This window comes from Vibrio sp. 10N.222.54.E6 (genome assembly GCF_041473955.1).
Lineage (GTDB): Bacteria > Pseudomonadota > Gammaproteobacteria > Enterobacterales > Vibrionaceae > Vibrio > Vibrio tasmaniensis_A.
Genome location: NZ_JBFRTD010000006.1, coordinates 204,504 through 229,056 on the forward strand (window position 1 = coordinate 204,504; position 24,553 = coordinate 229,056).

General features: G+C 43.1%; 18 protein-coding genes. 6 read left to right on the forward strand and 12 right to left on the reverse strand.

Annotation, left to right across the window (positions count from 1 at the left end; translation table 11 throughout):
* Positions 1 to 24: 24 nt before the first annotated feature.
* Positions 25 to 480, forward strand: a complete 456-nt coding sequence (locus AB4513_RS02050) for a methylglyoxal synthase (RefSeq protein WP_009844869.1) — start codon at positions 25 to 27, stop codon at positions 478 to 480.
* A gap of 328 nt (positions 481 to 808) precedes the next feature.
* Here AB4513_RS02050 and AB4513_RS02055 read toward each other — a convergent pair whose 3' ends face one another.
* Together AB4513_RS02055 and AB4513_RS02060 are read right to left on the reverse strand one after the other, a co-directional pair.
* Positions 809 to 2,371: a PAS domain-containing methyl-accepting chemotaxis protein gene (locus AB4513_RS02055; protein WP_012600912.1), complete on the reverse strand. Its 1,563-nt coding sequence runs from the start codon at positions 2,369 to 2,371 to the stop codon at positions 809 to 811.
* A 208-nt stretch (positions 2,372 to 2,579) separates the two neighbouring features.
* A complete protein-coding gene (locus AB4513_RS02060) occupies positions 2,580 to 3,047 on the reverse strand; it encodes an Lrp/AsnC family transcriptional regulator (protein WP_009844861.1) in 468 nt (155 codons plus the stop codon).
* A gap of 151 nt (positions 3,048 to 3,198) precedes the next feature.
* On the opposite strand from AB4513_RS02060, the gene AB4513_RS02065 reads away from it, so the two are divergent.
* From AB4513_RS02065 to AB4513_RS02075, 3 genes are all read left to right on the forward strand, one after another.
* Complete coding sequence (locus AB4513_RS02065; protein ID WP_032555001.1) at positions 3,199 to 4,164, forward strand: hypothetical protein; 966 nt, start codon at positions 3,199 to 3,201, stop codon at positions 4,162 to 4,164.
* 558 nt (positions 4,165 to 4,722) lie between these two features.
* Entirely contained in the window at positions 4,723 to 5,049 is a 327-nt protein-coding gene (locus AB4513_RS02070) for a hypothetical protein (protein ID WP_102257637.1), read from the forward strand.
* Between the two features lie 47 nt (positions 5,050 to 5,096).
* On the forward strand, positions 5,097 to 7,853 hold the full coding sequence (locus tag AB4513_RS02075) for an immune inhibitor A domain-containing protein (protein WP_102257602.1): 2,757 nt from the start codon (positions 5,097 to 5,099) through the stop codon (positions 7,851 to 7,853).
* A gap of 213 nt (positions 7,854 to 8,066) precedes the next feature.
* Here AB4513_RS02075 and AB4513_RS02080 read toward each other — a convergent pair whose 3' ends face one another.
* Complete coding sequence (locus AB4513_RS02080) at positions 8,067 to 9,242, reverse strand: MFS transporter (protein WP_009844858.1); 1,176 nt, start codon at positions 9,240 to 9,242, stop codon at positions 8,067 to 8,069.
* Between the two features lie 308 nt (positions 9,243 to 9,550).
* On the opposite strand from AB4513_RS02080, the gene AB4513_RS02085 reads away from it, so the two are divergent.
* A complete protein-coding gene (locus AB4513_RS02085) occupies positions 9,551 to 10,441 on the forward strand; it encodes a LysR family transcriptional regulator (protein WP_009844857.1) in 891 nt (296 codons plus the stop codon).
* 94 nt (positions 10,442 to 10,535) lie between these two features.
* Here AB4513_RS02085 and AB4513_RS02090 read toward each other — a convergent pair whose 3' ends face one another.
* The 6 genes from AB4513_RS02090 to AB4513_RS02115 all read right to left on the reverse strand — a co-directional run bounded on the left by AB4513_RS02090 (position 10,536) and on the right by AB4513_RS02115 (position 20,549).
* Positions 10,536 to 15,506 (reverse strand): ATP-binding protein, encoded by a 4,971-nt coding sequence (locus AB4513_RS02090; protein ID WP_009844856.1) that lies wholly within the window; start codon positions 15,504 to 15,506, stop codon positions 10,536 to 10,538.
* Positions 15,499 to 16,524 (reverse strand): HD-GYP domain-containing protein, encoded by a 1,026-nt coding sequence (locus tag AB4513_RS02095; protein ID WP_009844855.1) that lies wholly within the window; start codon positions 16,522 to 16,524, stop codon positions 15,499 to 15,501. Before AB4513_RS02095 ends, AB4513_RS02090 begins: the two co-directional genes overlap by 8 nt.
* A 319-nt stretch (positions 16,525 to 16,843) precedes the next feature.
* Complete coding sequence (locus AB4513_RS02100) at positions 16,844 to 17,608, reverse strand: ABC transporter ATP-binding protein (protein WP_102257601.1); 765 nt, start codon at positions 17,606 to 17,608, stop codon at positions 16,844 to 16,846.
* A 12-nt stretch (positions 17,609 to 17,620) separates the two neighbouring features.
* The gene (locus tag AB4513_RS02105) at positions 17,621 to 18,571 is read right to left on the reverse strand and encodes an iron chelate uptake ABC transporter family permease subunit (protein ID WP_012600923.1); all 951 of its coding nucleotides are present in this window, start codon (positions 18,569 to 18,571) and stop codon (positions 17,621 to 17,623) included.
* Positions 18,564 to 19,517, reverse strand: a complete 954-nt coding sequence (locus tag AB4513_RS02110; RefSeq protein ID WP_009844852.1) for an ABC transporter permease — start codon at positions 19,515 to 19,517, stop codon at positions 18,564 to 18,566. The genes AB4513_RS02105 and AB4513_RS02110 overlap by 8 nt, the downstream gene beginning before the upstream one ends.
* Before the next feature lie 99 nt (positions 19,518 to 19,616).
* Positions 19,617 to 20,549 (reverse strand): siderophore ABC transporter substrate-binding protein, encoded by a 933-nt coding sequence (locus tag AB4513_RS02115; protein ID WP_029223728.1) that lies wholly within the window; start codon positions 20,547 to 20,549, stop codon positions 19,617 to 19,619.
* A gap of 949 nt (positions 20,550 to 21,498) precedes the next feature.
* Here AB4513_RS02115 and AB4513_RS02120 point away from each other — a divergent pair.
* Positions 21,499 to 21,708, forward strand: a complete 210-nt coding sequence (locus tag AB4513_RS02120; RefSeq protein WP_004731601.1) for a hypothetical protein — start codon at positions 21,499 to 21,501, stop codon at positions 21,706 to 21,708.
* A 230-nt stretch (positions 21,709 to 21,938) separates the two neighbouring features.
* Here AB4513_RS02120 and AB4513_RS02125 read toward each other — a convergent pair whose 3' ends face one another.
* The 3 genes from AB4513_RS02125 to AB4513_RS02135 form a co-directional block, all read right to left on the reverse strand.
* A complete protein-coding gene (locus AB4513_RS02125; RefSeq protein ID WP_102257600.1) occupies positions 21,939 to 22,532 on the reverse strand; it encodes a hypothetical protein in 594 nt (197 codons plus the stop codon).
* A 253-nt stretch (positions 22,533 to 22,785) separates the two neighbouring features.
* A complete protein-coding gene (locus tag AB4513_RS02130; protein ID WP_102257599.1) occupies positions 22,786 to 23,442 on the reverse strand; it encodes a potassium channel family protein in 657 nt (218 codons plus the stop codon).
* On the reverse strand, positions 23,443 to 24,543 hold the full coding sequence (locus AB4513_RS02135) for an AI-2E family transporter (RefSeq protein ID WP_017096361.1): 1,101 nt from the start codon (positions 24,541 to 24,543) through the stop codon (positions 23,443 to 23,445).
* Positions 24,544 to 24,553 lie beyond the last annotated feature (10 nt).

Below are 24,553 nucleotides of genomic sequence, written 5' to 3' on the forward strand. Positions count from 1 at the left end.
GAATCAATCATTTAGGGAACATCCATGCAAAAAACGACGCGTACTATGCCAACGCATAAGAACATCGCTTTGGTCGCTCATGACCATTTCAAACCTGAGCTATTAAGATGGGTCAAAGAGAACAAAGAAAAACTACAAAAGCACTTCCTTTATGCAACGGGCACGACAGGTTCTCTACTCAGTAAAGAAACAGGCTTAGCGATTAAGAGCATGATCAGCGGCCCAATGGGCGGTGACCAACAACTTGGTGCCCTTATCTCTGAAGGCAAGATCGATATGATGATTTTCTTCTGGGATCCATTAAATGCCGTACCACACGACCCGGACGTAAAAGCACTGCTTCGTATCGCAAGTGTTTGGAACATCCCTGTAGCAACCAACCGCGCTACCGCTAACTTCCTGTTTAACTCTTCATTGCTTGAAGAAGAAGTGATCATTGAGATCCCAGACTACGAAGCATACTTGGCAGAGCGCACATAATCACACGTTAAATTAGCCCTTTACTAGGGCGTGTTGATCTTTCGAGCTGATTTTTGCAGCGAATTGCTGGGGATTTCTACAAGGCAGAGGCTTTGATGTGTAGCTAGCCTACATGAGAAGCCGATAACGTAGTAGAAATGGCTAGCAAACGCTGCCCGAAGGGTTCGGCTAAACACACTAAAGAGCCTGCATTATGAACTGCCCCCAATAGTTGGACATCAATTATTGGGGGCTTTTCTGTTTCTGAAAACGATTCTTTTGATCCACAAAAAAGCCTTGCTAGTTTCGCAAGGCTTCTCTTATTTTTCATGCTTCTAAAATCTAACTGCTATTTTTCTTCGAAGCGCTTCGCTAAATGATAGAACTCATTCACTTGCTCTTTTAGCTCTGTGGAGTGGTCTTTCACAGAATGTGTTGCAACCAGGTTTTGCTCTGCGGTAGAAGCGATAGACTGCATATGTAGGTTTACTTCGCTCGATAGTTCACGTTGTTTATGAGCAGAGCTTTCAACAGATTGCATCAGTTCATTCATCGATTGCATTAGATTTTCAACTTCAGATAAACGCTCTGCGCTCACCTTCGCAACATCACCACACGCGTCGGTTTGGTCTCTGTTCGCCAGAATATCTTTCTGCCAGCTTTCAATCGTCGCCAGCATGGTATCGATGCTCTCTTTAATCTGAACTGTGGCCTTTGACGTTCGTCCAGATAAAGCACGTACTTCGTCGGCAACAACTGCAAAGCCTCGTCCTTGCTCGCCTGCTCTTGCCGCTTCAATCGCAGCGTTAAGTGCCAACAAGTTAGTTTGTTCAGCGATTCCACCAATCTCTTCCATTATCTTGCTCACGCTTTGCGCTTGATCGCTCAATTGGTAAGTCGTGTGCGTCGCTTTCTCCGCCTGAGATGCCAAGTTTTCAAGGTTGCGGTGGGTTTGATCGATGCTCTCTTTAGCACCAGCACAAGTTTGCAAGGTAACATCGACAATTTGGTGAGCTTCTTCTGTACGAGAAGATACTTCATTGGCGGTCACTTCAACCTCTTCAGTTGCTTCACGTACCTGAAGAATATCTTTTGTCTGCTGATCGAGCGCTTCAGTTACTTGGTATGACGTCGCATTAAGGTTATCAGCTAAATCTTGCAATGGTTTCGCTGAGTCTGTCATACGGCCTAATACAGTGCGGATTCGGGCAGACAGCAGCTTGAGATGAAAATCGGCAACAGAGAACTGACTATTACCTGAATAGACAAGTCGACTGACGCTATCGAATTTAGATTGCAGTTTTTTTAACTGTAATGGAGTATCAATGAGCTCTTGTCGGAAAAGCAATGCGAGAGCAGAAACAGGAAGAAGACTCAATATCCACTGAGATGCTTGCCCTACTTCTACAAGATTTGAAATCAGAGGCGCAGCCAAAGAGCCGAGTAACACTGCGTAACGAACACTGTCACTGATCTGTAGTGACCATTGGCGACCTGACTTCTCAGCTTTCAATAAGCTTTGATAAGCCTTGTCTGCGACTTGTACCCATTCGTTTTTCGGCTTAACACGAACAGACTGATAGCCACTTACCTTCCCGCCATCATAAATAGGGGTAACGTAAGCATCAACCCAGTAGTGCCCGCCGGATTTAGTCTTGTTTTTTACGATCCCGCGCCAAGCCTTGCCTTGTTTTAGATTCACCCACATATCGGCAAAAGCCGCTTTTGGCATATCACCATGCCTAACAATATTATGGTGTTGCCCTAGTAATTCATCTTGACTGTATTCCGCAATACGGCAAAAAGCGTCATTACTATAAGTAATCACACCTTTAAGGTCGGTAGTCGAGACAAGTTGTTCGTTTTCGCTTAGAAGCGTTTCACGTGATTGAGAAGCTGAACTGACAGTCATTTGGTATTAACTTCGGTTAATTATTATTGTAGCGGAGGAATATATACAATTATTAAAGTTATGACAAAATATGAAAGTAACATTTTGTGTAAATGACTGCTATTTATACAAAAATAACCAATGCACCTCACAAAACTCTCAACGCTAAGCCTCTTCCCTAACTATTATGCCTTTGATCTAATTATTCACACCTCTATCTGGCTAAAGGTCATGACTCATCTAAGTTAACTGCAGTGGTAAATTTCACGGTTCTCATAGAGACTGAGGTATGGAACTTGCGAATATTCAGATCTTTGCGCAATACTCGTTCAACAAAGTCTTCGTAAGCTTGTATATCTTTCACCGTAACAATCAACATAAAATCAAAGCTGCCTGATATCTGATAGCACTGAGTAACCTCTGACGCCTTAGAAATAGAATGGCGAAAAATTTGATAGATATCCCCTCGATCGCGCTCCATTTCAACGGACACAACTAGGGTCATCTTGCTACCAGTAAGCTCAGGATTAATGATCGATACATCACCGACTATCACGCCCTCTTGCCTCAATCGTTTCACTCGCTTTAAGCAAGCAGGAGGTGATAGCCCTACGATCTCGGCTAACGATTGATTAGGGATCCGGTTATTCTTCTGAAGCTCAACCAATATGCTTCTATCTATACGGTCTATTTCCATAATTTCTTAAACCATGATTTTTTGATTGATAATTTCTTACTTTAAGGCAATTTAAAAATTACAGGCAACTTTATAGGTTATTTTTGAAATAATAATCACAACAATCGCGGTAAGATCTTTTTATACAACACAACGAGTTATGGTCGTAACAATGAAATCAACCTATCAATTTTTCAAAGAGCTCCTCAAAGAAATCTTCGATGTCACTTCGACGCTTTTCCGTATCATGATTCCAATCATCATATTGATAAAAGTCGTCGAAGAGCTTGGCGGCATAATGATTCTTAGCGAATGGCTAAGCCCTATAATGGAAAGCGTCGGATTACCCAAAGAAATGGGTCTAGTATGGGCAACTACCATACTCACCAACATCTATGCCGGGCTAATTATCCTTATTAATTCCGATGTTCCCTTAACGGTTGCTCAAGCTTCAATTTTAGGCAGCATGATGCTCCTTGCTCACTCATTGCCAATTGAAGGCGCTATTGCCAAAAAAGCAGGTGTTAGCTGGCTGGCTACCCTATCGGTGAGAGTGGGGGGAAGCTTAGTGCTGGCATGGCTACTCAACCTCAGTTATCAATACGGAGACTGGCTCAACTACCCAGCAACCGTGCTTTGGCAACCTGAAGTATCAGGAGACACAAGCTATTTGGGTTGGGCGCTTGAACAGTTCAAGAACTTTGCGGTTATCTTCATGGTAATCTCAGCACTATTACTGTTACTCAAGATCTTAAAGATTCTAGGTATTGAGAAACTCATGGCAGTATTACTGAGACCATTCTTAAGAGTACTGGGAATCAGCAAAGACGCAACGAACCTAACAATAATAGGAATCACGCTTGGCCTTTCGTTTGGTGGCGGCTTACTGATCAATGAAGCCAAGAAAGGGCATATCTCAGCAAGAGACGTATTCACCGCAATCATGCTGCTCAACTTGCTCCACAGTTTAATTGAAGATACGTTGTTGATCCTACTCATCGGGGCCGATTTCTACACGATATTTTGGGGAAGGCTTGTATTCTCGGTGTTGGTTGTCGCTGTGGTATCAAACGTCATTAAGCGCATGAATCCAAGCACTTGCGAACGGTATTTTTATCGCGATGTCTCTCAGTCATAAGTAAATCTCCAACAAGAATACAAGGAAAAGAACTCAAATACGGGTTCTTTTTTGCGACTTGGCACTCCTATCACCTCCGCTATTGTTAAATTTCACGCCCTTGAAACACTGAAAATCATTCTCAACACCCTAATTATTTATATTTCGTGTGAAAATAATTTCAGCACAGATATTTACTAATAACTCAATTATTAAATGCAATGTTTAAACACAGAGAATATAAAACGCATCTTATTACTTATAACTCCATACCTTGTATAAAGTACTCTAAAGATAATAATTACTTCCCAACCAATATTATTAAAATCCAAACTATCAACTATTAATTCAACAAAACCCACTAAATAGCTGATAATAAAATAAATAACGACCATTGTTTGATATTAACTTTAAATGTTGAAATCGGAACGAACAATTGCTTGTAATAATTATCCATTTGATTGGTTAATTTTATAAATATATTTTGTTACATAATCAAAACTGATGGCTCTTTTGAATATGCTCCTTATAACAACGCCTCTTACAACCGAGGCTCGCACAGCTAAGATTCTTACAAAAATGCCCATAAAAGCAATGACTTTAATGGTTCTAACTTTGTCATCACTGTCACAGGCTTCCACTATTGAGAACGATGAACTATTGCTGAAATCATTGATTAAACGAGGTGTTATCTGTTCTGGCTTAACCTATGAGGAAGATCAAGAAGCTTTACGTATCTATCTCAACGCTAAAAAAGCGAAGAGCACTCCGTTTGGTTCAAAAAGTAGAAAAGAGACAACCAATACAAAGGAGAGCGAAAGTAAAAAAAACGCAACAAACACACGTCAGTTAAATAAGACACCACAAGAGTGTATTAGGCCAAACTCGGACAACAGATCCGAATAAGGCAAGTTGATACTGATATCGACATGGGAATATAAAAGGAAAATATAATGAAAATGATGAGAAAAACATTGTTGGCTTCAGCAATGCTTACTCTATTTAGCGTCAGTAGTTATGCAAAAACACCTATTGATTTAGGCGTTGTTAATGAAGACAAACTCATTGAAATGCTAGTTAGACAAGGCTTAGTCGACCAAGATGCAACCGATGTGGCAAAGCACGACGCACTTGACCGCTACTTGAAGAATAAAATCAATTCCGGTTTTAAAGGTGACGCTCAATTCGGTAAAAAAGCACTTGAGCAACGAGCGAAAATACTTAAAGCCATAGAAAAAGGATCTGGTGTTAAAAAGGCGAGCGTCTTTGCGTTAGAAGTCGGCACCAAGCGTACCGATAAAGTACTCGCTCTGTTAGTCGATTTCCCTGATTTGAACTGGGATAACAACAAACTGACCGAAGAGCACACACAAATGCTCTACGAGAGCTACAACCCAGAACATTATCAAGAGTTGTTGTTTTCAAACTCTGGCTACACTGGGCCAAACGGCGAAAACCTAATCTCGATGCGTCAGTATTACCAAAGCGAATCTGGTGATAGTTACAGCGTTGCGGGCCAAGCTGCAGGTTGGTATCGCGCCTCTAAACCTGCGTCATTCTATGGGGGTAACTCCCCTACTACCGACAACGATCTCAACGCGCAAGAACTGGTTCGCGAAGCACTGAATCAATTGGCTCAAGATCCTAGCATCAACCTAGCCGATTACGATATTGAAGATCGTTACGATTACGACGGTGACGGAAACTTCCGTGAACCCGATGGTGTGATTGATCATCTAATGGTGTTCCACGCATCTGTTGGTGAAGAAGCCGGTGGTGGCGTATTAGGCCCTGATGCGATTTGGTCTCACCGATTCAACCTTGGTCGCACTCATGTACTTAAAGGCACCTCTAGCTCGCTTCCAGACCGCTTTGGTGGCCAATACGCAGCATTTGATTACACGATTCAACCGATTGATGCCGCAGCTGGTGTATGTGCTCACGAGTATGGCCATGATTTAGGCTTGCCAGACGAGTACGATACGCAATATACAGGCAAGGGTGAACCTGTCTCTTACTGGTCAATCATGTCTTCGGGCAGTTGGGCTGGTCAAATTGGTGGCACACAGCCAACGGCATTCAGCTCTTGGGCAAAACACTTCCTACAGAAGTCGATTGGTGGTCGTTGGATTAACGATGATCAAATCTCGATTGATGACCTAGAAGACAACCCACAGGTTTATACGTTGTTCCAAACAACGGATAACAACCGTCCTAACATGATTAAAGTGGATCTTCCAGAAAAACAGATCGAAGGTTTAAAACCGTTTGCTGGTGAGTATTCGTTCCACTCTCAAAAAGGCGATGACCTGAAAAACAGCATGACACGCAAGTTGGTGATTCCAGCCGGCGATTCTGCACTGCTTTCATTCAAAACTTGGTATGAAATTGAGAAAGACTACGACTTTGCACGCGTACTCGTGAATGGACAAGCCATTGCCGGCAACATCACCTCATTGGATGACCCGTACAATACTGGCCTCGTTCCTGCTATTGGCGGCGAATCTGGCGGTTGGATTGATGCTGAGTTCGACGTTTCACAATGGGCAGGCCAAGAAGTAGAGCTTTCGTTTGAATACATCACCGATGGTGGCTTGGCGATGGAAGGTTTCTATTTGGATAACCTCAGTGTAGTCGTTGATGGTGAAGTAACCTTAATAGACGATGGTGAGAGCAACTCCACCTTCGCCCTAAATGGTTACAAGCTGAGTAATGGGTTCCACCAAGCGCAACACTACTACCTGTTGCAATGGCGCAGCCACATGGACGTTGATGAGGGTCTAGCCAACATCAAACGCATGGGCCAACTGATCTCATTCGATCCGGGTTTGATTATTTGGTACGTAGACGAATCTCTGACTGATAACTGGGTAGGCAAGCACCCAGGTGAAGGTTGGTTAGGTGTGGTCGATGCCGACCAGAATGCAATGACTTGGGAAAAATCCGGTGAAGTCGCTCAAACTCGTTACCAAGTTCGTGATGCCGCGTTTTCACTCAAAGATCATACTCCAATGCGTCTTGTAAACAGCGACAATGATGTGCTCGAAGATACCAGTTTAGTTGGCAATGCTAGCTTCTCGGATGACCAAGATTACACATCGCCTCAAGCACCAGACTCAGGACGTATCCTGACGGAGTTTGGTTTAGCGGTCGATATTGTGAATCAGAGTGACAACAACGAATACGGTGTGGTTCGCTTATCTAAAGTAAGCCAACACAACGTCGCTCCTACTGCGAACTTCGAGCTTAATGTGACTGGCCTGAACGTTTCAGCACGTAACTTTAGCTCAGACCAAGACGGTGAGATCACCAGTTATCTATGGGACTTGGGCAACGGAACAACAAGTAACGAAGTGACACCAACTTGGTCTTACGAGCAAGCAGGTGAATACACGGTGAACTTGACTGTTGTCGACGACAAAGGCAATACCGATTCGTTCAGCTCCGTAGTGAGTGTTGAATCTCCAAACGCTCTTCCAGAAGCAAGCGCGAAGTACATTCACTTGGGTCGCTGGGTAACCATGTGGTCAACAAGTTCAGACAGTGATGGTCGTATTGTTGATACCGAGTGGACACTTCCAAACGGAAAGGTGAAACGAGGTCGCACATTCACTTCAATCTTCCCTTCATACGGAAAACACGAGGTGACACTGAAGATAATCGATGACCAAGGCGGGATTACGACTAAGACAATTTTGGTCGACCTGTAAATCATTGCAGGCTCTGTCATGCGTATTTACAAAGTAAGCTTAAGTACTGTTGTCACAGGATATAAGCCAAGACAGCAGTTTTAAGAAAACGTCATTATTTAAGCCGTAAGCAAAAGCCCTACCGATTCGGTAGGGCTTTTTATTGGTCGCAATTTAAGATACTAGGGGTTTAGTCACAGTAAAAAACTTGCTGAACCACCATTCGATGAACCATTACACGGGCTGCTTTTGAATGCGTGATTTACGCGCACTGAATGCAAACAACAAAATTACGGCCAAAACGAATGGTAAAACGTAAACGTTAAGGTTTTGCCAACCTACTGTTGACTCCAACCAACCAGACAGTAGCGCCGTGACAGTTACACAACCAAACACAACAAATTCATTGAACGCTTGTGCCTTGGCTTTATTTTGAGCTTGATACGACTGGCTGAATAAGCCTGTTGCAGCGATGAACATAAAGTTCCAACCCACACCAAGCACAACCAAAGCCGCTCTAAAGTGCCAAATTGATACACCATGGATATTGATGGCAATACTCACCACAAATAACACGCCACCTGCAAGGATCATCATTCTTGAACCGAACTTCTCGATGAGGTAACCCGTAAAGAATGCAGGCACAAACATACCCAATACGTGCCACTCAATCACACCAGCAGCTTTAGTAAAATCGAATCCGCAACCAATCATCGCCAATGGTGTTGCCGTCATCAAAATGTTCATCACGGCGTAAGCAACCATGGCCGCAAACACAGCGCCAACAAAGTTCGGCGCTTTAACGATCACACTTAAAGGATCGGCTTTGGGAGCCTGACTATTAAAAGAGACCTTAGGAAACTGAATGGTTTGTAACAAGGCTAAAGCTAAGATGTTTAGGCCGATCAGCGAAGCAAAAGCACCAATATACAAACCATCTGCTGACCACTGTTGCGACATAATCGCCAAGTTTGGCCCTAATACCGCTGCTAAAACGCCACCAGCCATAGAGATAGATATCGCTCGATGACGGGCATTTTCATCACACACCTCGATTGCAGCAAAACGATAAAGCGTACCAAAACCAATACCTATCCCAAGCAAAAACGTGGCGAAACAAAACAGATAGAAATGTTGCTGAGATAACGCGTAAGTCGCAAGGCTTGCTCCGGTAATGCCAACTACATTGCCGATACTAAACCCTCGTTTTCGTCCTAATTTTCCTGAAATTAAAGATGCAGGAATAGTGGCTGCCATTAAGCCTAAAAACTGCAACGCAACAGGCAAAGTAATCATGCTGACACTGGGTGCAATCTGTTTGCCTATCAAGCCAATCACTGAGATCAGTAATATGTTGCCCGTCATCAACAAGGCCTGACACAGTGAGAGCAGCCAAACATTTCTATTCATCTTCGTTCCTAAATATGGGCACAGCTGGTCAATAGAACAAAAAATCAACAAAGTCGCAACTCTTTGTTACTTTTAATGAACTCACCAAAGCACTCAATTAAAGAGCCACGAGTCTCGACTTCGAAGTGTATTCCGCCAAAGGTGCTTTGATCTTCGTTGCTTTACGCTCTAGAGTTGAAATTATCATTACTTAAGATAATAATAATTTGGTGTTATTCAGAAGCTTTGTTGTTTATAGGCTTTGTTATTCACAGGCTCTGTTACTTATAAGCCTTTTTATCCATAGGCGTTAGCATTTAAAGGTGAGTATGATTAATCCACTTTGGCTCAATACATTTAAGACTCTGGTTGAAGTTGGTCATTTCACCCAAACTGCAGAAAAGCTGTATATGACACAGCCTGGCGTTAGCCAACACATCAAAAAGCTTGAGCAAGCTTGTAACTGTGACTTGTTATCGAGAGAAAATAAGAGTTTCGAACTGACCGAACAAGGTCGGATTATGTATCGCTACGCTCTTAAACTGGAAAAAGACCAAGAAGATTTATTCGAATCTCTGAGTTTCGACAATCCTTATTCTGGGCAATGTCATCTATCCTGTTCGGGTTCACTCTCTTTGCGTCTGTATCCCAAGCTTCTTGAACTGCAGCAGCAACATCAAGACCTGAGCATCAACCTAGAAGCGGCACCGAACAAAAAGATATTGAACGACCTAATCCAAGGCACCACCGATATTGGAATCGTCAGACATTCACCCAATGACAGCTATTATCAGAGCCAAGTTATTGGTAATGAGGCGCTGTGCTTAATCGTCCATCATAGTCTTGCTGACTTAGAGATTACCCCTGAAGCTCTGCACAATATCGGCCTCATAGCCCATCCAGACTCTGCTCATTACCTGTCTTTGTATTTTGACCTATGCGGAGATAAAGATTTAGCGAACATCAACATCAATGAGATCCCGAAGTCTGGCTACATTAATCAACTCCACCAAATTCTATTACCCGTATCAAAAGGGCTTGGGTTCACCGTGTTACCCGCAGGGGCTGTCGAAAACTTTCCAGACAAAGAGAAGTTGCATGTTGTGCCACCTAAAGTGAAGGTTGAAGAAACACTGTATTTGGTTCAGAAAAGAAATCGAAAACTGCCGCACAGATACAACACCCTTATCGATCTAATCAAACAACACGTCAGTAATTAATCCGAGACACAGAAAGAAGTAAAGCCTTTAGCTAGTTCGTTATTTCGCAGCAAGAGCTAAAGGCTTTAATGTTGGAGTGATGTTCAAAAGACAGCTACTCAGAAGCACTCAGAACCTCTTTGGCTCGTTCAAAGTCGTAATTATCTAACGCACTTTGGACATCTTTAAGAACTGCTGAATATGGATACTGTGCCAGTAATTCAGTCACGTATTGGGTCGCATCGTTATCATAAGCATCCAACAGCGAATACAACTTAGCACGCTGCTCTTGAGTGATATTAGGCGAATTCGATGCATCAGCGCTTCTCACCTCAGTTTCTTGAGTACATGCCGTTTCAACACCTTGAGCACCAGAGCCATCAAAGCTGCTCTCTACCGTTTTGATCAATTCGATTAACCCAAGCTCAGCTTGTTTAAGATCCTGCTCATCACACGCCTTGTTATGCGCTTTGCTTTCAAGACCACCGAGTTGTTCAGCCAATTGCAACCCGCCAATAGAAGCCGCCATGCTTTTTAACGTATGTAGGTTCCGCTCTAACGTCACCCATTCATCTTGCACTAGGTTGTCGAAGGTATCCGACATAATGTCAGGCGCCCCTTGGCAGAATCTACCAAGCATCTTCTCTTGAAGTTTCACATCATGATGAGTCAGCTGACCGAACCTTGGCAATGAGAAAACAGGGAGAACCATCAGAGTATCAGAGCTTAATGTCGAACTGTTAGAGCTGCTATCTTGCACCCTAACTAAAGGCGACTCTGATGACGCTTTACCTTCAACCAGAACCTCTGGCACGATGTATTTCGTAATCAAAGAGGTGGCTTTATCGATGATAATTGGCTTATCCAAGAAGTCCGTGACTCCAGCCTCTCGCGCTCGCTGTTTGGCATCAGCAAACACATTGGCCGACATCGCAATAATTGGTACATCTTTATCAAACTCACGAATCAAACGTGTAGATTCGAAACCATCCATGATCGGCATTTGCAGATCCATAAAGATCATCTCGTATTCGTTGCTTTGAGCTAACTCCAGTGCCTCTTTTCCATTCTCTGCCAAGTCGGCATTCAGATTAGAGCGGGTGAAGAATGCCAAGGCTAAGTCTTGATTTAACTCATTATCTTCAACGAGCAATACCTTTTGACCTTTGAACTCTATCTGGTAATCCAGTTGCAGCTCTTGGGCTTTAAACTCTGCCAATTCTTCAACACTTGATCTTGGCAATGTTAGAACAAACGAAAACTCGCTGCCTTGCCCGAAAACACTCCCAACACTAATTTGGCCACCCATTGCACGAACCAATTTCTGACTAATATTGAGTCCTAACCCTGTGCCACCGAATCGGCGCGTGGTTGTACTATCGGCTTGGCTAAATGCTTCAAAGAGCTTGTGTAGATTCTCATCAGAAATTCCTATGCCAGTATCGGCCACCATCACCTTCATAGTCAGACTGTTATCATCTGATTCAACAAGGGCTACAGTTAACGAGACACTGCCAGTTTCCGTAAACTTAATCGCATTACCAACAAGGTTAAGTATTACTTGGAACAGCCTTAATGGGTCACCAATCAACGGAGTGTTTAACTCTGGATCTATCGACATAGACAAGTTAAGTTGCTTCTCATTCGCTTTGGGTTCCATCAACTCAATGACATCTTGGAATGTCGTCACGGGATCAAATGGGATGCTATCAATGACAAGCTGTCCCGCCTCTATCTTAGAGAAGTCGAGGATGTCATTAATGATGCTTAACAGTGAATGCCCCGAACGGTGCACTTTCTCGATGTAATTTCGAGCGACCGGATTAGATATTTCGCCAATCGCCAGATAAGACAAACCAATAATAGCGTTCATTGGCGTTCTAATTTCATGGCTCATATTGGCTAAGAATTCCGATTTAGCTTGGCTCGCCAAATCGGCCCTCTGTTTCTCTTCTTCTAATTGCTCATTAAGGCGCTTCATTTCTGAAATATCGAATGCCCAAAATAGCGTGGCTATCTCGCCATCTAGCTCAAACAAATAATAGCTGACGAGCGCAACGAAACGGGTTCCATCAGGTTTTCTAAGCACCAACTCCCGGTTTACTACCTTGCCATTGAGCATTAGCTCCTTATGTACATCATCCCGAACGGATAAAGAGTCATGAATAGAATCTACATCGATAGAATCAAGATCAAGACCTTCAACCCCAAACAGCCGTTTCGCAGTATCGTTGGCATAACGAACTTTCTCTTCAAACACAACACTCGCGGCGATAGGAGAGCTGTTAAGCATATTATAGAGCTGCTCCTGAGCCTTCTTAAGCGCCTCTGTTGCATCATTGGCAATGCTTATTTGTTTCGAGAGTTTTCGATTCCAGAAAACGATAAGTAAAACGATCACCAAAGCAAAACCTGAAATGGTATAAACCAATTCATAGTCAACTCTTTCTATCGCTTTTGGCGCTGCCCACTTCGCCGATATCTTTTGACGTTCTTCAGCAGAAATGCTCTCAATCGCCTTATTCACAATGGAATAAAGCAAAGGTTCAGACTTAATGACGTGTAAGGTTGGAGAAAGGAAAAAATCAAGTCGTCCGATAATTCCGACCTCACGATGACCAAATGAATCAATGAGGTAGTTTAGGACTTCGACAGTATCGATCATGCCATCTAGGGTTTCATCATCCAGTCGGTTAAGCCCATCTTCAGTGGATTCTACTTTCACCCATTCAATATTCGGGTATTTCCCGACAATCGCATCGGTATTTGCTGCGTTCTTCAAGATACCGATTTTCCATCCTTCAGCTTCCTCAAGCACCAAGCTACTTATGTCTCGTCTCGATGCAATAGCTAAACGGCTTGAAAACAGGCTCTTGACTGCTTTGACGTTGTCTCCTAACGAACGGTTCTCTTGTGCTGCGGAGACCAGTTCTACTTCATGATGATCAACCAAGCTTCGGGTCTCAGACCAACTTGCAACGTCTACATGGTTGATACTTAACCCTGTTTTCTGCTCAATGAGCGTTAGGTAATCGTCAATCATACCGATGTATTCACCGGTATTGGATACCGCCTCATAAGGCAACGAATTTGGATCGATACCTATCCGAACATCCGGATTGTCTTTGATCCACTTCCTCTCTTTTTGGCTTAGATTTAAGATCTCTCCTGTCAAATTACTCGCTTGATAAACATCCGCAATATAGCGTTTCGCCGCATCTCCGAATGAACTAAATTGTTCGACTGATGGAAAATAAACATGGTTCCGCTCTAACGACTGAACATCAAAGTAGAAAGTCATCGAACCAGAATTGGTGCTCCCTCCTTTGGTTCGATAATTTGCGACCTTGGTGACTGATGAAAAGTGAGAGGTGTTTTTCTTCTCTCCATATTCATCAACTAGGTTACCGATGTACCAAGATTTGATTGGACGATTACTATTATCCGCCTGTGCAGTGATCACCTGAAATGAACTGTCCGTATCGAAAATTTCAAAAACTTCGGTTAACTCTTCAAAGCGGTCATTGACGATAAAATACGCGGATATTTGCGCTATGATATTCGCCTTTTTAAGCACTTGGCTTAGATCATTCTGAACCTGCATCTCGATAATTTGGCTTAAACCGTCATCGGCCTGTTTAAGGTTGTTAATCGCGGCATTGAAGCTGTCTCTGATTTCCTCACTCTTAAAGTCAACATAGATCGGATACTCAACTTTATACTCGTCATGTAACGTTAGCTCTGCCATTTCAATAAAACGAGTATTGGTGATAAACCACTCCAGAACTCTTCGTTCAACCATTAACAGGTCAACATTTTGAGCCCTCAATTGTGAGAATGCCGATTCAAGACCTTCGTAATCTTCGACACGACCAATGTCTAACTTACCCTTCAGTACTTCAACAGACTTTTTAATTGGTGAGGTCTCGTCGAACAATAACGCCCCTAGTGATAGGTCGTTCTGAGACTCAAGTTTGAGCTTGCGGCGAGTCAGTGAAACAGGAACAAACTCAACATTAAGAACTTTATCACTTAGGAAATGAGCATTAGGATCATCAAACTGAACGCCAGAAACAAAGGCAATAGAATTATTGTTGTCGATGGCCTTTCTAGCGGCACTAGGAGGGAGAGTGACAACGTCACCCAGCTTATACCCCATATCATTAAGGGCACGTTGAATAATGTCGTGTTCTAGCCCGACCGCGGTGCTGTCTGGATACATATACGGAGGGTTGCCAAAGCCAAATACGCCTTTTAGTGGCACTCGATAAGGAGAGGTATCTAGCCACTTTGATAAAATCTGGTTCTTATTTGCAACGTCAAAAGTTTCAATTTGTTTGTTGATTAGCGTCAGTAGCTCTGGTTCGTCATTTCGAATCACCATCGACGCTTCTAACTTTTTCCAATGCTCCAAAACATAGTTGACCGCTAGATCATGAACGCCAATCTTTTTCGCAAGATCCATAGTGGTGATAGGTTCACCGACCATGCCTTCAACATCACCAGACCCTAACGCACGCACCGCATCAATAACATTCTCAAAATCGACTCTTTCGATAGAGCTCAACCTCACTCCTGCACGCTCCAAGTCTATGTTTTCATTTACCATCGCAATGCGGCGTTTATTATTTTGATCTAGATTTCCATCGAGTTTTTTGTCGATAGGGACTATCACAGCCACCTGATAAGGAATATAGGGATCACTTGCAAGAAAACGTCCACCTTCACTTGGGTCGAACTGTTGGAATGGGAACACGTCGCCTCGCCCATCGACTAACGCCGCTTTGGCCTCGACGCGCGAGTTAACTGTGATAAACCGAACATGGACACCAAAACGCTGTTCAAGATCCAATGTCCAATCTTTGATGATCCCAGAAACCAGCCCGTCGTCATCGATGAATGAGTACGGGTAATGGTCGGAAAGCGCAATAAATGTGATGGTCGGTTGGTTTTCCAACCACTGGTTTAACTTAGCATCGGTCACTTCAGCCGCGTTTACACTGCGAATGACTAGTGACCACACCAATAAGCCAATGATAAGAGATAATACAAAACGATTTAGTGACAACATCAAGCCATCACTCATCGCTAAACTTCTCTTTAATCGCAAGAATCTCGGGCAACTTAAGAAAGAACAGATCAACGATAGTTGGATCAAAATGTTTGCCTTTCTGTTCTTCAAACAAGCTCAGTGCCTCATCGACACTCCAAGCCTTCTTATAAGGACGCTCTGCTGTCAGGGCATCAAACACATCAGCCACCGCAGCGATTCTTCCTACCAAAGGAATTTCTTCACCCGCGATCTGGTTTGGGTAACCGCTGCCATCCCATTTCTCATGATGATATTGCGCCACCTGAATCGCCATACGCATCAGTTTGGAATCACTCTGCCTACCAAGAATTTCAACACCGTACTCGACGTGTTTCTGCATGGTATTCCACTCACCGGCATCCAACTTACCAGGCTTTAGCAGCACACTATCGGGAATGCCAATCTTGCCAATATCATGCATTGGTGCTGCATCACGCAACGTCTCGGCATCTTCGTCAGTCATTCCCAAGGCTTTAGCTAGCACTTCACAGTAGTGACTCATACGCTTAACGTGCATGCCTGTTTCATTGTCTTTAAATTCAGCAGCTCTACCCAGTATGTTCAGTGTTTCTAGCTTACCGAGATTGATCTCTTGAGTTTTCTCTTTTACCTGACTAAACAACGCGCGTTGTTGGTCATAAAGTGCGATATGCGTTTTCACACGCTGGAGTGCAATAGCAGGGGTTATCGGTTTGGTTAGGTAATCTACAGCCCCCAAGGAGAGCCCTTTTACTTCGGCTTCAGGTCCAATTTTGGCAGTAACGAAGATAATGGGGATATGCGCGGTGTTGGGCTGTTCTTTGAGCTGTCTGCAAACTTTATAACCGTCAATATCAGGCATCATGATATCGAGGAGAATGAGGTCTGGCTGAGGCACCATCTTGGCTATCTTGATGCCAATGGTACCGTTAATTGCTACTTTGACTTGATAGGTATCTTTAAGTATTGCAGTCAACACATCCAAATTGCTTGGGGTGTCATCTACGACTAACACTATGGGTTTACGACTCATTGATACCTCGTATAAAAATCAAACAGTTATAAATATAGTGTAGAACGATTTTTAGAGGTTAATCAGAAAAAATAGCAATTGTTTATTGAAAATGAAGAGTAGATCTTCGAGTGACATCAAACCAACGTTTGTCGAAGTATGACCAGTCAATATTACGTCGATTAAGTCATTATAATACAAAGGAAATTATACAGATTACTTTTGAATCCAGACCTTTTATTAACAAAATACAAACTGGCAAAGACAAAAAGAACTCCTCACTCGGGAGCTCTTTTCACTTAAGTCATTAGAGAATCAAATAGCCTAGCGAACCAGCAACCTAACGACCTGAATAATACATACAGATTCGAACACCATCGAACTCACGAATCTCAAATGGGATCTCGTAGATCGACTCCATCACTGACTTTTCAACCACTTCAGAGACCTTGCCCGACTTAACCACTTGGCCCCTCTTCATCGCGACAATGTTATCTGAGTAACAAGAAGCAAAGTTGATGTCGTGAATCACGATAACGACCGCCTTATTAAACTCATGCGCTAGGCGACGTAGCGTCTGCATGATTTCAACCGAGTGTTTAATATCTAGGTTGTTTAGTGGCTCATCCAAGAACACATAATCCGTATCTTGCGCCACAACCATCGCGATAAACGCCATTTGACGCTGACCACCACTCAATTCATCAAGGTATCTGTTTTGGATATCGGTAATGCCAAGGTGCTCTAGTGCCGTATCGACGATCTTATGATCTTCGTCTTTCAAGCGACCTTGAGAATGTGGGAAACGCCCAAAACAGACCAACTCACGAATCGTAAATCGCATATTGATGTTGTTTGATTGTCTTAACACAGCAAGGTGCTTCGCAAGCTCTTTGGTATCCCATTCAGCCAGTAATTTATCGCCAATAACGACCTCGCCCGCATCACTTTCGGTTAAGCGACTCGCCATAGAAAGCAGAGTACTTTTACCCGCACCATTTGGGCCAATGATAGAAGTCACTTCCCCTTTAGGGAACATGGCACTGGCATCATCCACCACAAGTGTCTTGCCATACTTCTTACTCAAACCTGTTAATTTAATCACTACTTATTACCTTTACTGAATTCTGGTGCGTAACAACAAGAACATAAAATACAAACCGCCGACCAAGTTAATGATCACGCTCACAGTGGTTTCAAACGCCATTACTTTTTCAATGAACCATTGGCCTGAAACCAATAGAACGACCGCTAACAAACTGCTCGCGATGATAAGCACACGATGTTGATAAGATTTGAATATCTGACGAGCTAAGCTCACGGTGATTAAACCAAAGAACAGCACAGGGCCAACCAAAGCCGTCGATACTGCGACCATCACTGACACAATCACTAAGGTAATCTGAGTCAATCGCTTGGTGTTAACGCCCAAGCTTGTCGCGTTATCAACACCAAGCCAAAGCACATCAAGCTTGGGAGCCAACAACCACAGGCCAAGCAAGCTCAAACCCAGTGGAATAAGGCTGAGGTAAACCAGTTCACCTTTCACGTTATTGAAGCTCGCGAACATCACATTTTGCAGCACGGCAAACTCGTTCGGGTCAATCAACATCGCAAGGAAGTTAGCCAAGCTTGAGAATACGCTGCCGCACACAATACCAATCAACAACAGTGTAAATACGTTGTTTCGCTTGCTCTTGAAGTAAAAATGGAACAGCGCAAACGAGAACAAGATCATCACAGTCACAGACAATGAAAAGTTTGCGATTGAATCAATCACCCAGAAACTGGTACTGCCAAACACAAACAGAAGCACCGTTTGAACCAGCATATACAGACTGTCAAAGCCCAAGATGGATGGGGTTAGAATTCGATTATTAGTGATGGTTTGGAACACCAATGACGATGCAGAGATCGCCACCGCCGCCAACACAATCGACAGCAGTTTTGGTAGTCGCAAAGATAAGAAGAACTCGTAGTTATCCCACGTAAGTCCTTGCCCCACAAATACTGCCGCCATCCCCAAAGACGCGATAGCCAGAATCGCAATTTTTACTGAATCACGCATTCGACTTGTCTCTCATGATTAGGTAGATAAAAATCAAGCCACCAAAGATGCTGATTACCATCGAGATTGGTATCTCATAAGGGAAGATGACGATTCGAGCTAACAAGTCACAAACCAATACCAAGATCACGCCCCAATAGGCTGTCCAAGGCAGAATCTTCTTCATGTTATCGCCCATCATCAGCGACACGATATTCGGCACGATAAGGCCAAGGAATGGGATAACACCGACGATCATCACTACAGAAGAGGCGCAGATAGCAACCAATGCCACACCAATGAAGACGATCTTCTGATAATTGAGGCCAATGTTTTTTGCGAAGCTTTCACCAATACTTGCCGCACTGAACTGACTCGCAAAGTAATAAGCCAACACACATGCAGGAACCGCGAGGTAAAGGATTTCATAGCTGCCTTGCAATACACTCGCAAAGTTCGCCATCGTCCAAGCTGACATGGTTTGTACTAAATCGTATTTGTAAGCGATAAAGGTTGTTAGAGAGGAAATAACGTTGCCATACATGATGCCAATCAAAGGTACCAACACCGCATTCTTGAACTTCAAGTGTTGTAGAAAGCGGACCAATAGCATGGTGCCTAACACCGCAAACGCAAAGATAAAGCCTAAGTAGCTCCATTGAGCGGCATTACCCAGCACCAGAATACCGACGATGTACCCCAACATGGCGCAATCAATCGTGCCCATCGTAGAAGGTGCAGCAAACTTATTCTGAACAATCTGTTGCATTATCAAGCCAGCAACACTCAAGCCAGCACCGGCAAGCACAATCGCGAACAGTCGAGGGATCCGACTAACAACATAAATAGAGTTGGCGTGTTGGTTGCCATTGAAAAAATCGCTAAAACTGATCTCAGCGACTCCAATCATTAATGACGCAACGCATAACACAACAAGAAATACAGCAGCTGCAATGGGTTTTAACATAGAAGTAATACTAAAGGTAGGATCGGGGAGACCGTATAAAAAAGTGAAAAAGGGCTTATAAGAACACTCTTATAAGCCCGAGAATCTGATGACTAGTAACTATTGAATCGTACGTTCAATGTCACCCAACATTCTGTGAATCGCTGTTACGCCGCCACCTACCAGATACCAAGCACTTGAATCAAGGTAAACGATGTTGCCTTGCTGCGCTGCAGGTGTTGCTGCAACCAGTGGGTTGTCAAACAGCTGTTGTGCGCGCCCTTCTGACTTACCGATCGCTTTTTCGCGGTCAAGCACGTAAAGCACTTCAGGTTTTGCGTCAGCAATATATTCAAACGAGATTAGATTGCCGTGATTCCCTTTAATCGGAGCCACTGTCGCACTCTTTGACTCCACAAAGCCAAAGTCATCAAAGATGATTGAGAAGCGACTGCCCTTATTGAACATCGCAATGTTGTTGCCGTTGTTCATTAGCATCATTGCTGACGTTTCGTCAGACGCGACTTTGTCGTTAACCGCCGTGATAGACGCTTGAGTCTCTTTAATGAGCGCTTCTACTTTAGCTTGCTTACCGAAGAGCTTGCCTAACGCGCGCCAGTTTTGCTGAGCATCAGCCCAGTATTTGTCACCTTCAATAGAGAACATGATGGTCGGAGCTATTTTTGCTAGTTGATCGTAAACCTTAAGCATACGGTTTTCGGCAATGATGATGTCAGGCTTCAGCATGTAGATAGCTTCAAAATCAGGTTCACTCAATGAGCCCGTATTTGCCGTCGTATCTTTGTACGAAGCTAGATAGTCAGGCATTAGGCTGTGAGGCGCGCCAACTGGCTGTATACCAATCTGATCAAGCACATCTAAGCTACCAAAGCCAAGTACTACAACGCGCTGTGGTACTTCGGTAAACTGCACCGTGCCCTTTACGTGTTCAATAGTGATTGTTTCCGCTTGAGCGGTCATTATCAATGATGATGCAAGAGCGATAGCAAGCCCACCCAATAACTGACGAACTGAATTGATTGTTTTCTTCATGTGTCTTCCTTTGCCAAGGATACAAACCACCACTCATGACAATAAAAGTCACATTACTCATAGATGAGCATGGGGCGTACACAACGGCTAAATAACGATAATTTAAAGTCTGTCATTGCTTTGACAACAAACTTGTAACGCAAGTGAGAACTATTATCAATTATATTTGCGTTAAATTAGCGACACAACAACTTTATTATTCAGAAATGTAAAAGTGAGTATTCATGTTTTGCGTAGTCGGGAGATATATTAGGAATCAAAAATAGCAAAAAGTGCGAAGAGGAAAATGATCATCAATCTGAAGAAAAAACCTGATGGGGGAAAATGTCCGAAAACCCTGTAATTACAACGCTAAACCTCATAATTACAACGCTAAACCTCAGAGTCACAAATTGTAATTTACAATGTAAAGACCAAGTATAACAGACACTTAACCACCACTAAATTAATACCTCAATTAAAACCACCAATGACAAAGAATACGAAGCGGTGCAAAACAGAGCCTCAGTCAGATACCTTGGTCAATCCCCTGTCCTTCGTTCATTTAACTATCAATAAGCGACGGCAAATCATTCAAAAATATTTTTAAATTTAATTAGAAATAGGGTTGTAATTTAAAAAACTAGGCGTATAGTTCGCCACCTGGCTCTAATCTATAGAGCTGTTAATGCTAAAGTAAGTCCAAGTTCCACATAGACAGTTCTCGATTCCCTCGTTACACCATCTCTGCGTCAGCTTTCACCCAGATAGTCATTCAATAGCTTTTAAATTCGATCCTACTACCGATCTCTCGTCATTCGCTCTTTTATCAGCGAAGTCAGAATAGATCGATCACTTAAATACAAATGTAATAAACACAAGGCACAGTTATGTCACGCAGAACAACACGACAAACCCATTGGTACCAACTATCACGCGAAAAAACAGTCAATAAACTAAAAGGTAATAAATGCTCAAGATTAAAATAGACTTACACAAAGAAGAGATTTCATGGGTCACCGAGATTCGACAGCTCAATAGCGATATACTCCACCGCCACATATTGCCCAAGCTACAACATCACAGTTATCTCATCGACTTTGAATTTAATGAACGAGAAAGCATCGGAACTATCGTTTCAGGCAACGGAAACACCCTAGGACATTTCACACTCCTATAGCATTTCCCATAAGCTACAAAAGAAACACCACCTAGTCCCAAAGATGTAAAAGATGTCACCCTCAATTCGCTCTAGCAGAACAAAATAGAGTAGAAGTAAAACAGATCAGAAACCTAGCCCTTTTTGCATTTCACACGCGGCTAACGCTAGCTAGGTTATCGTGCTTCTATTGAAACCAACTTATATCAAACTCTGAATCACCAATGAGTCATTGTCATTGCATTCATGGACTAATAAGTTAACGGCATCGACCTTAACTTTTGATCAAGAGTATATAAGTGTTCTGCAGCTTGCATGTGTTGAGGGTAATCGCTGAATTTCTCACGATTCTCCTCATTCATCTTACATGTCTCATCCACCAGCATTAACTTCCAATACAGCTTTGTTGTATGCAGCATCGCCAGTAAAGGTTTGAACACCTCTTTCTCATAAGCTTGAATCAACTCTTCAATCAACTCGTCACGCTCGTTTTCACTTGCGATTGAACCATTGGTTGCCGACAACACTTTTTGATACTTCAGGTTTTGTTGCAGCTTATCCATCACCGTTTGGTTTTCTTCCGCTAACTCAACAAGCTTCGACTTAATGATATTTACCCAATTCTCTTGGCTCAGAACTGTGTCATCAACACTGTTAAAGTCTTCTCGTATCTGTCGTTCAACATCTTTTTGAGCTTTCTTTAAAACCGCACGCACCTTTTGGAAAGGCAGCTGATATTCCTTACTTAGCTCGATAATCAGTTTATGAAAACCACCGTTTGGAAGGTGTAAGTTTTCCTTAAACGTCGCCATTGCAGCTTCTTGCTGCTCTGTAAGGTGAGTCATTCTGTTTCCTATTCTTTATCACTTATGGTGCTGAGCCCGCGATCATACCACTATATAACCTCGTTTTTTCGGTAACTTGATAGGTTATATCTAGGTGCGTACTTAAATTCTCTCAATACGTTATCTTTTGGCTACTTATTAATCCACATGGCGTTAAATGGTAAAACTGGTCATCGATTAAAACCCATACTGCACCTGTTCCAACAAAACAGACTTCTAACTTATACAGGTACTTAAATGAAAAAGATTGCACTTAAGATTGAGACTGTGCAAGTCGAATGCTCACCAAGCTCGCGACCATGATGGCTAAATAGAAACTGCCGATAATGGACTCCATGAACACAAAGAATTGAGCAATAGGCAAAGCCGGTGATATGTCGCCATAGCCAACCGTGGTCAAGGTGATAAAGCTAAAGTACATCGCATTGAACAAGTTGGTCAGCCAGGTTTGCTCTTCTAACCCGTTAAATGCATTAGGGAAGATTTCTAAAATCAACAAGTAGATAGTCGACCAAGCGAACCCTAACAACAAGTAAATACAGATAGAACCAATAATGTGATTGGGCGTCACCGTCTTTGCTTTCATTACCTGTTTGAGAGCGGAATAAATATGTGAGAACAGAAACACCGCCAATGCCGTTAACGTCACTATCGAAAGGTTATAGTCCTCCAAAAACGAGAATACCCCCGACACCGTAGCGGTTATCAATAACAGACCATACCAAGAGCGATACAAGGCTCGCTCTTTATGTATTCCCACTATCGAAACAGCCAAAGTAATAATGATCAAAAACAGAATGGTCTTTTGACCTTGCGGATAAAACTGCTGCATCACCGCGCAACCAAAAAACAACACCAACAGTGCATAGAATAAGAAGTAGAAGTTGTCGTCTTTAGAGACTGGCTTCATCTATTTTTCCTCTGCCTCTGCTGGTTTTTTCTCAGTTTCTTCTTGGTTTTTCTCTTCAAGTCCAAGCCATGCCATCATCAGCTCATAGCTTAAACTCAGTATAACTGCACCAACAAACAGACCAACGATTCCTGACATCGCCATTCCGCCCAATGCACCCAGTAGAATAACCAACATTGGGATATGAGAGCCGCGGCTCAATAGCATCGGTTTCAAAATAGCGTCACTGCCACTGACCAAAATACACCACACTAAGAACAGGCTCGCCGCTAGCGTCGATTCAACACTGAACATGTAAATAATTGCAGGCAATAAAGCAAGAATCGGCGGAAGTTGGATAATAGCAATGAGCAGAACAGCTAATGCCCAAAACGCAGCCGCAGGAACGCCAGCAATCACTAAACCAATTGCTGACATAATGGATTGAATCACAGCAACACCTATCACACCCTGCACGACACTACGTACCGTTGATTTAGATAACTGTACCAACTCTTCACCTTTACCATCGGTTAGGCGAGCCACTAAGTGAGTGACCCCCGTTTGGCACTTATCGGCGTTACTCATAAATGCGCCAGCAATGATGGTAGAAATAATAAACTGAATAAACCCACCGCCGAGAGAGCCTAAAACAGAAGCAGCTTTCGTCGCAAACTGTTTCAGTTCGTCAGCATACTTTATGAACGTACCTTCAATATTATTGGAGGCAGCTACCAAGGTTGAATATACCTTCTCCCCAATGAATGGAATATCTTGTAAAGACTCTTTGGGTTTCGGCAGAGACAGGGTTCCGTCCTGTAGCCCTGTCATTAGGTCCGAAGCACTGGTGTAAATACCGGAAGAGAGCGCAACTAAAGGAATGAGCAGTAACAGTACTCCGATAAAGCTCAGTAATGCGCTGGCTTTTCCTTTCGACATTCCCGTCTTATTTGAAATCGCGACAGCAACTGGATAGAGCGCAGTCGCAATGATCGCCCCCCAAATAACCAATAGAATGAATGGGCGTAAAATCGCAAAACACCAGTAGACGAGCATAGCAATCGCTGCAATTTTGATGGCAGCGTCTATCGCCTGTTTTGAAAAATCATCGGTTAACTTCATGAAACGTCCT

What these genes read in the sequence shown, in the direction of transcription:
- AB4513_RS02130 (WP_102257599.1), bottom strand. Translation starts at nt 23,442, where the DNA reads ATGAAGCCAGTCTCTAAAGACGACAACTTCTACTTCTTATTCTATGCA.
- AB4513_RS02075 (WP_102257602.1), top strand. Translation starts at nt 5,097, where the DNA reads ATGAAAATGATGAGAAAAACATTGTTGGCTTCAGCAATGCTTACTCTA.
- AB4513_RS02065 (WP_032555001.1), top strand. Translation starts at nt 3,199, where the DNA reads ATGAAATCAACCTATCAATTTTTCAAAGAGCTCCTCAAAGAAATCTTC.
- AB4513_RS02115 (WP_029223728.1), bottom strand. Translation starts at nt 20,549, where the DNA reads ATGAAGAAAACAATCAATTCAGTTCGTCAGTTATTGGGTGGGCTTGCT.
- AB4513_RS02125 (WP_102257600.1), bottom strand. Translation starts at nt 22,532, where the DNA reads ATGACTCACCTTACAGAGCAGCAAGAAGCTGCAATGGCGACGTTTAAG.
- AB4513_RS02120 (WP_004731601.1), top strand. Translation starts at nt 21,499, where the DNA reads ATGCTCAAGATTAAAATAGACTTACACAAAGAAGAGATTTCATGGGTC.
- AB4513_RS02110 (WP_009844852.1), bottom strand. Translation starts at nt 19,517, where the DNA reads ATGTTAAAACCCATTGCAGCTGCTGTATTTCTTGTTGTGTTATGCGTT.
- AB4513_RS02070 (WP_102257637.1), top strand. Translation starts at nt 4,723, where the DNA reads ATGCCCATAAAAGCAATGACTTTAATGGTTCTAACTTTGTCATCACTG.
- AB4513_RS02105 (WP_012600923.1), bottom strand. Translation starts at nt 18,571, where the DNA reads ATGCGTGATTCAGTAAAAATTGCGATTCTGGCTATCGCGTCTTTGGGG.
- AB4513_RS02135 (WP_017096361.1), bottom strand. Translation starts at nt 24,543, where the DNA reads ATGAAGTTAACCGATGATTTTTCAAAACAGGCGATAGACGCTGCCATC.
- AB4513_RS02050 (WP_009844869.1), top strand. Translation starts at nt 25, where the DNA reads ATGCAAAAAACGACGCGTACTATGCCAACGCATAAGAACATCGCTTTG.
- AB4513_RS02085 (WP_009844857.1), top strand. Translation starts at nt 9,551, where the DNA reads ATGATTAATCCACTTTGGCTCAATACATTTAAGACTCTGGTTGAAGTT.
- AB4513_RS02090 (WP_009844856.1), bottom strand. Translation starts at nt 15,506, where the DNA reads ATGAGTGATGGCTTGATGTTGTCACTAAATCGTTTTGTATTATCTCTT.
- AB4513_RS02055 (WP_012600912.1), bottom strand. Translation starts at nt 2,371, where the DNA reads ATGACTGTCAGTTCAGCTTCTCAATCACGTGAAACGCTTCTAAGCGAA.
- AB4513_RS02080 (WP_009844858.1), bottom strand. Translation starts at nt 9,242, where the DNA reads ATGAATAGAAATGTTTGGCTGCTCTCACTGTGTCAGGCCTTGTTGATG.
- AB4513_RS02095 (WP_009844855.1), bottom strand. Translation starts at nt 16,524, where the DNA reads ATGAGTCGTAAACCCATAGTGTTAGTCGTAGATGACACCCCAAGCAAT.
- AB4513_RS02060 (WP_009844861.1), bottom strand. Translation starts at nt 3,047, where the DNA reads ATGGAAATAGACCGTATAGATAGAAGCATATTGGTTGAGCTTCAGAAG.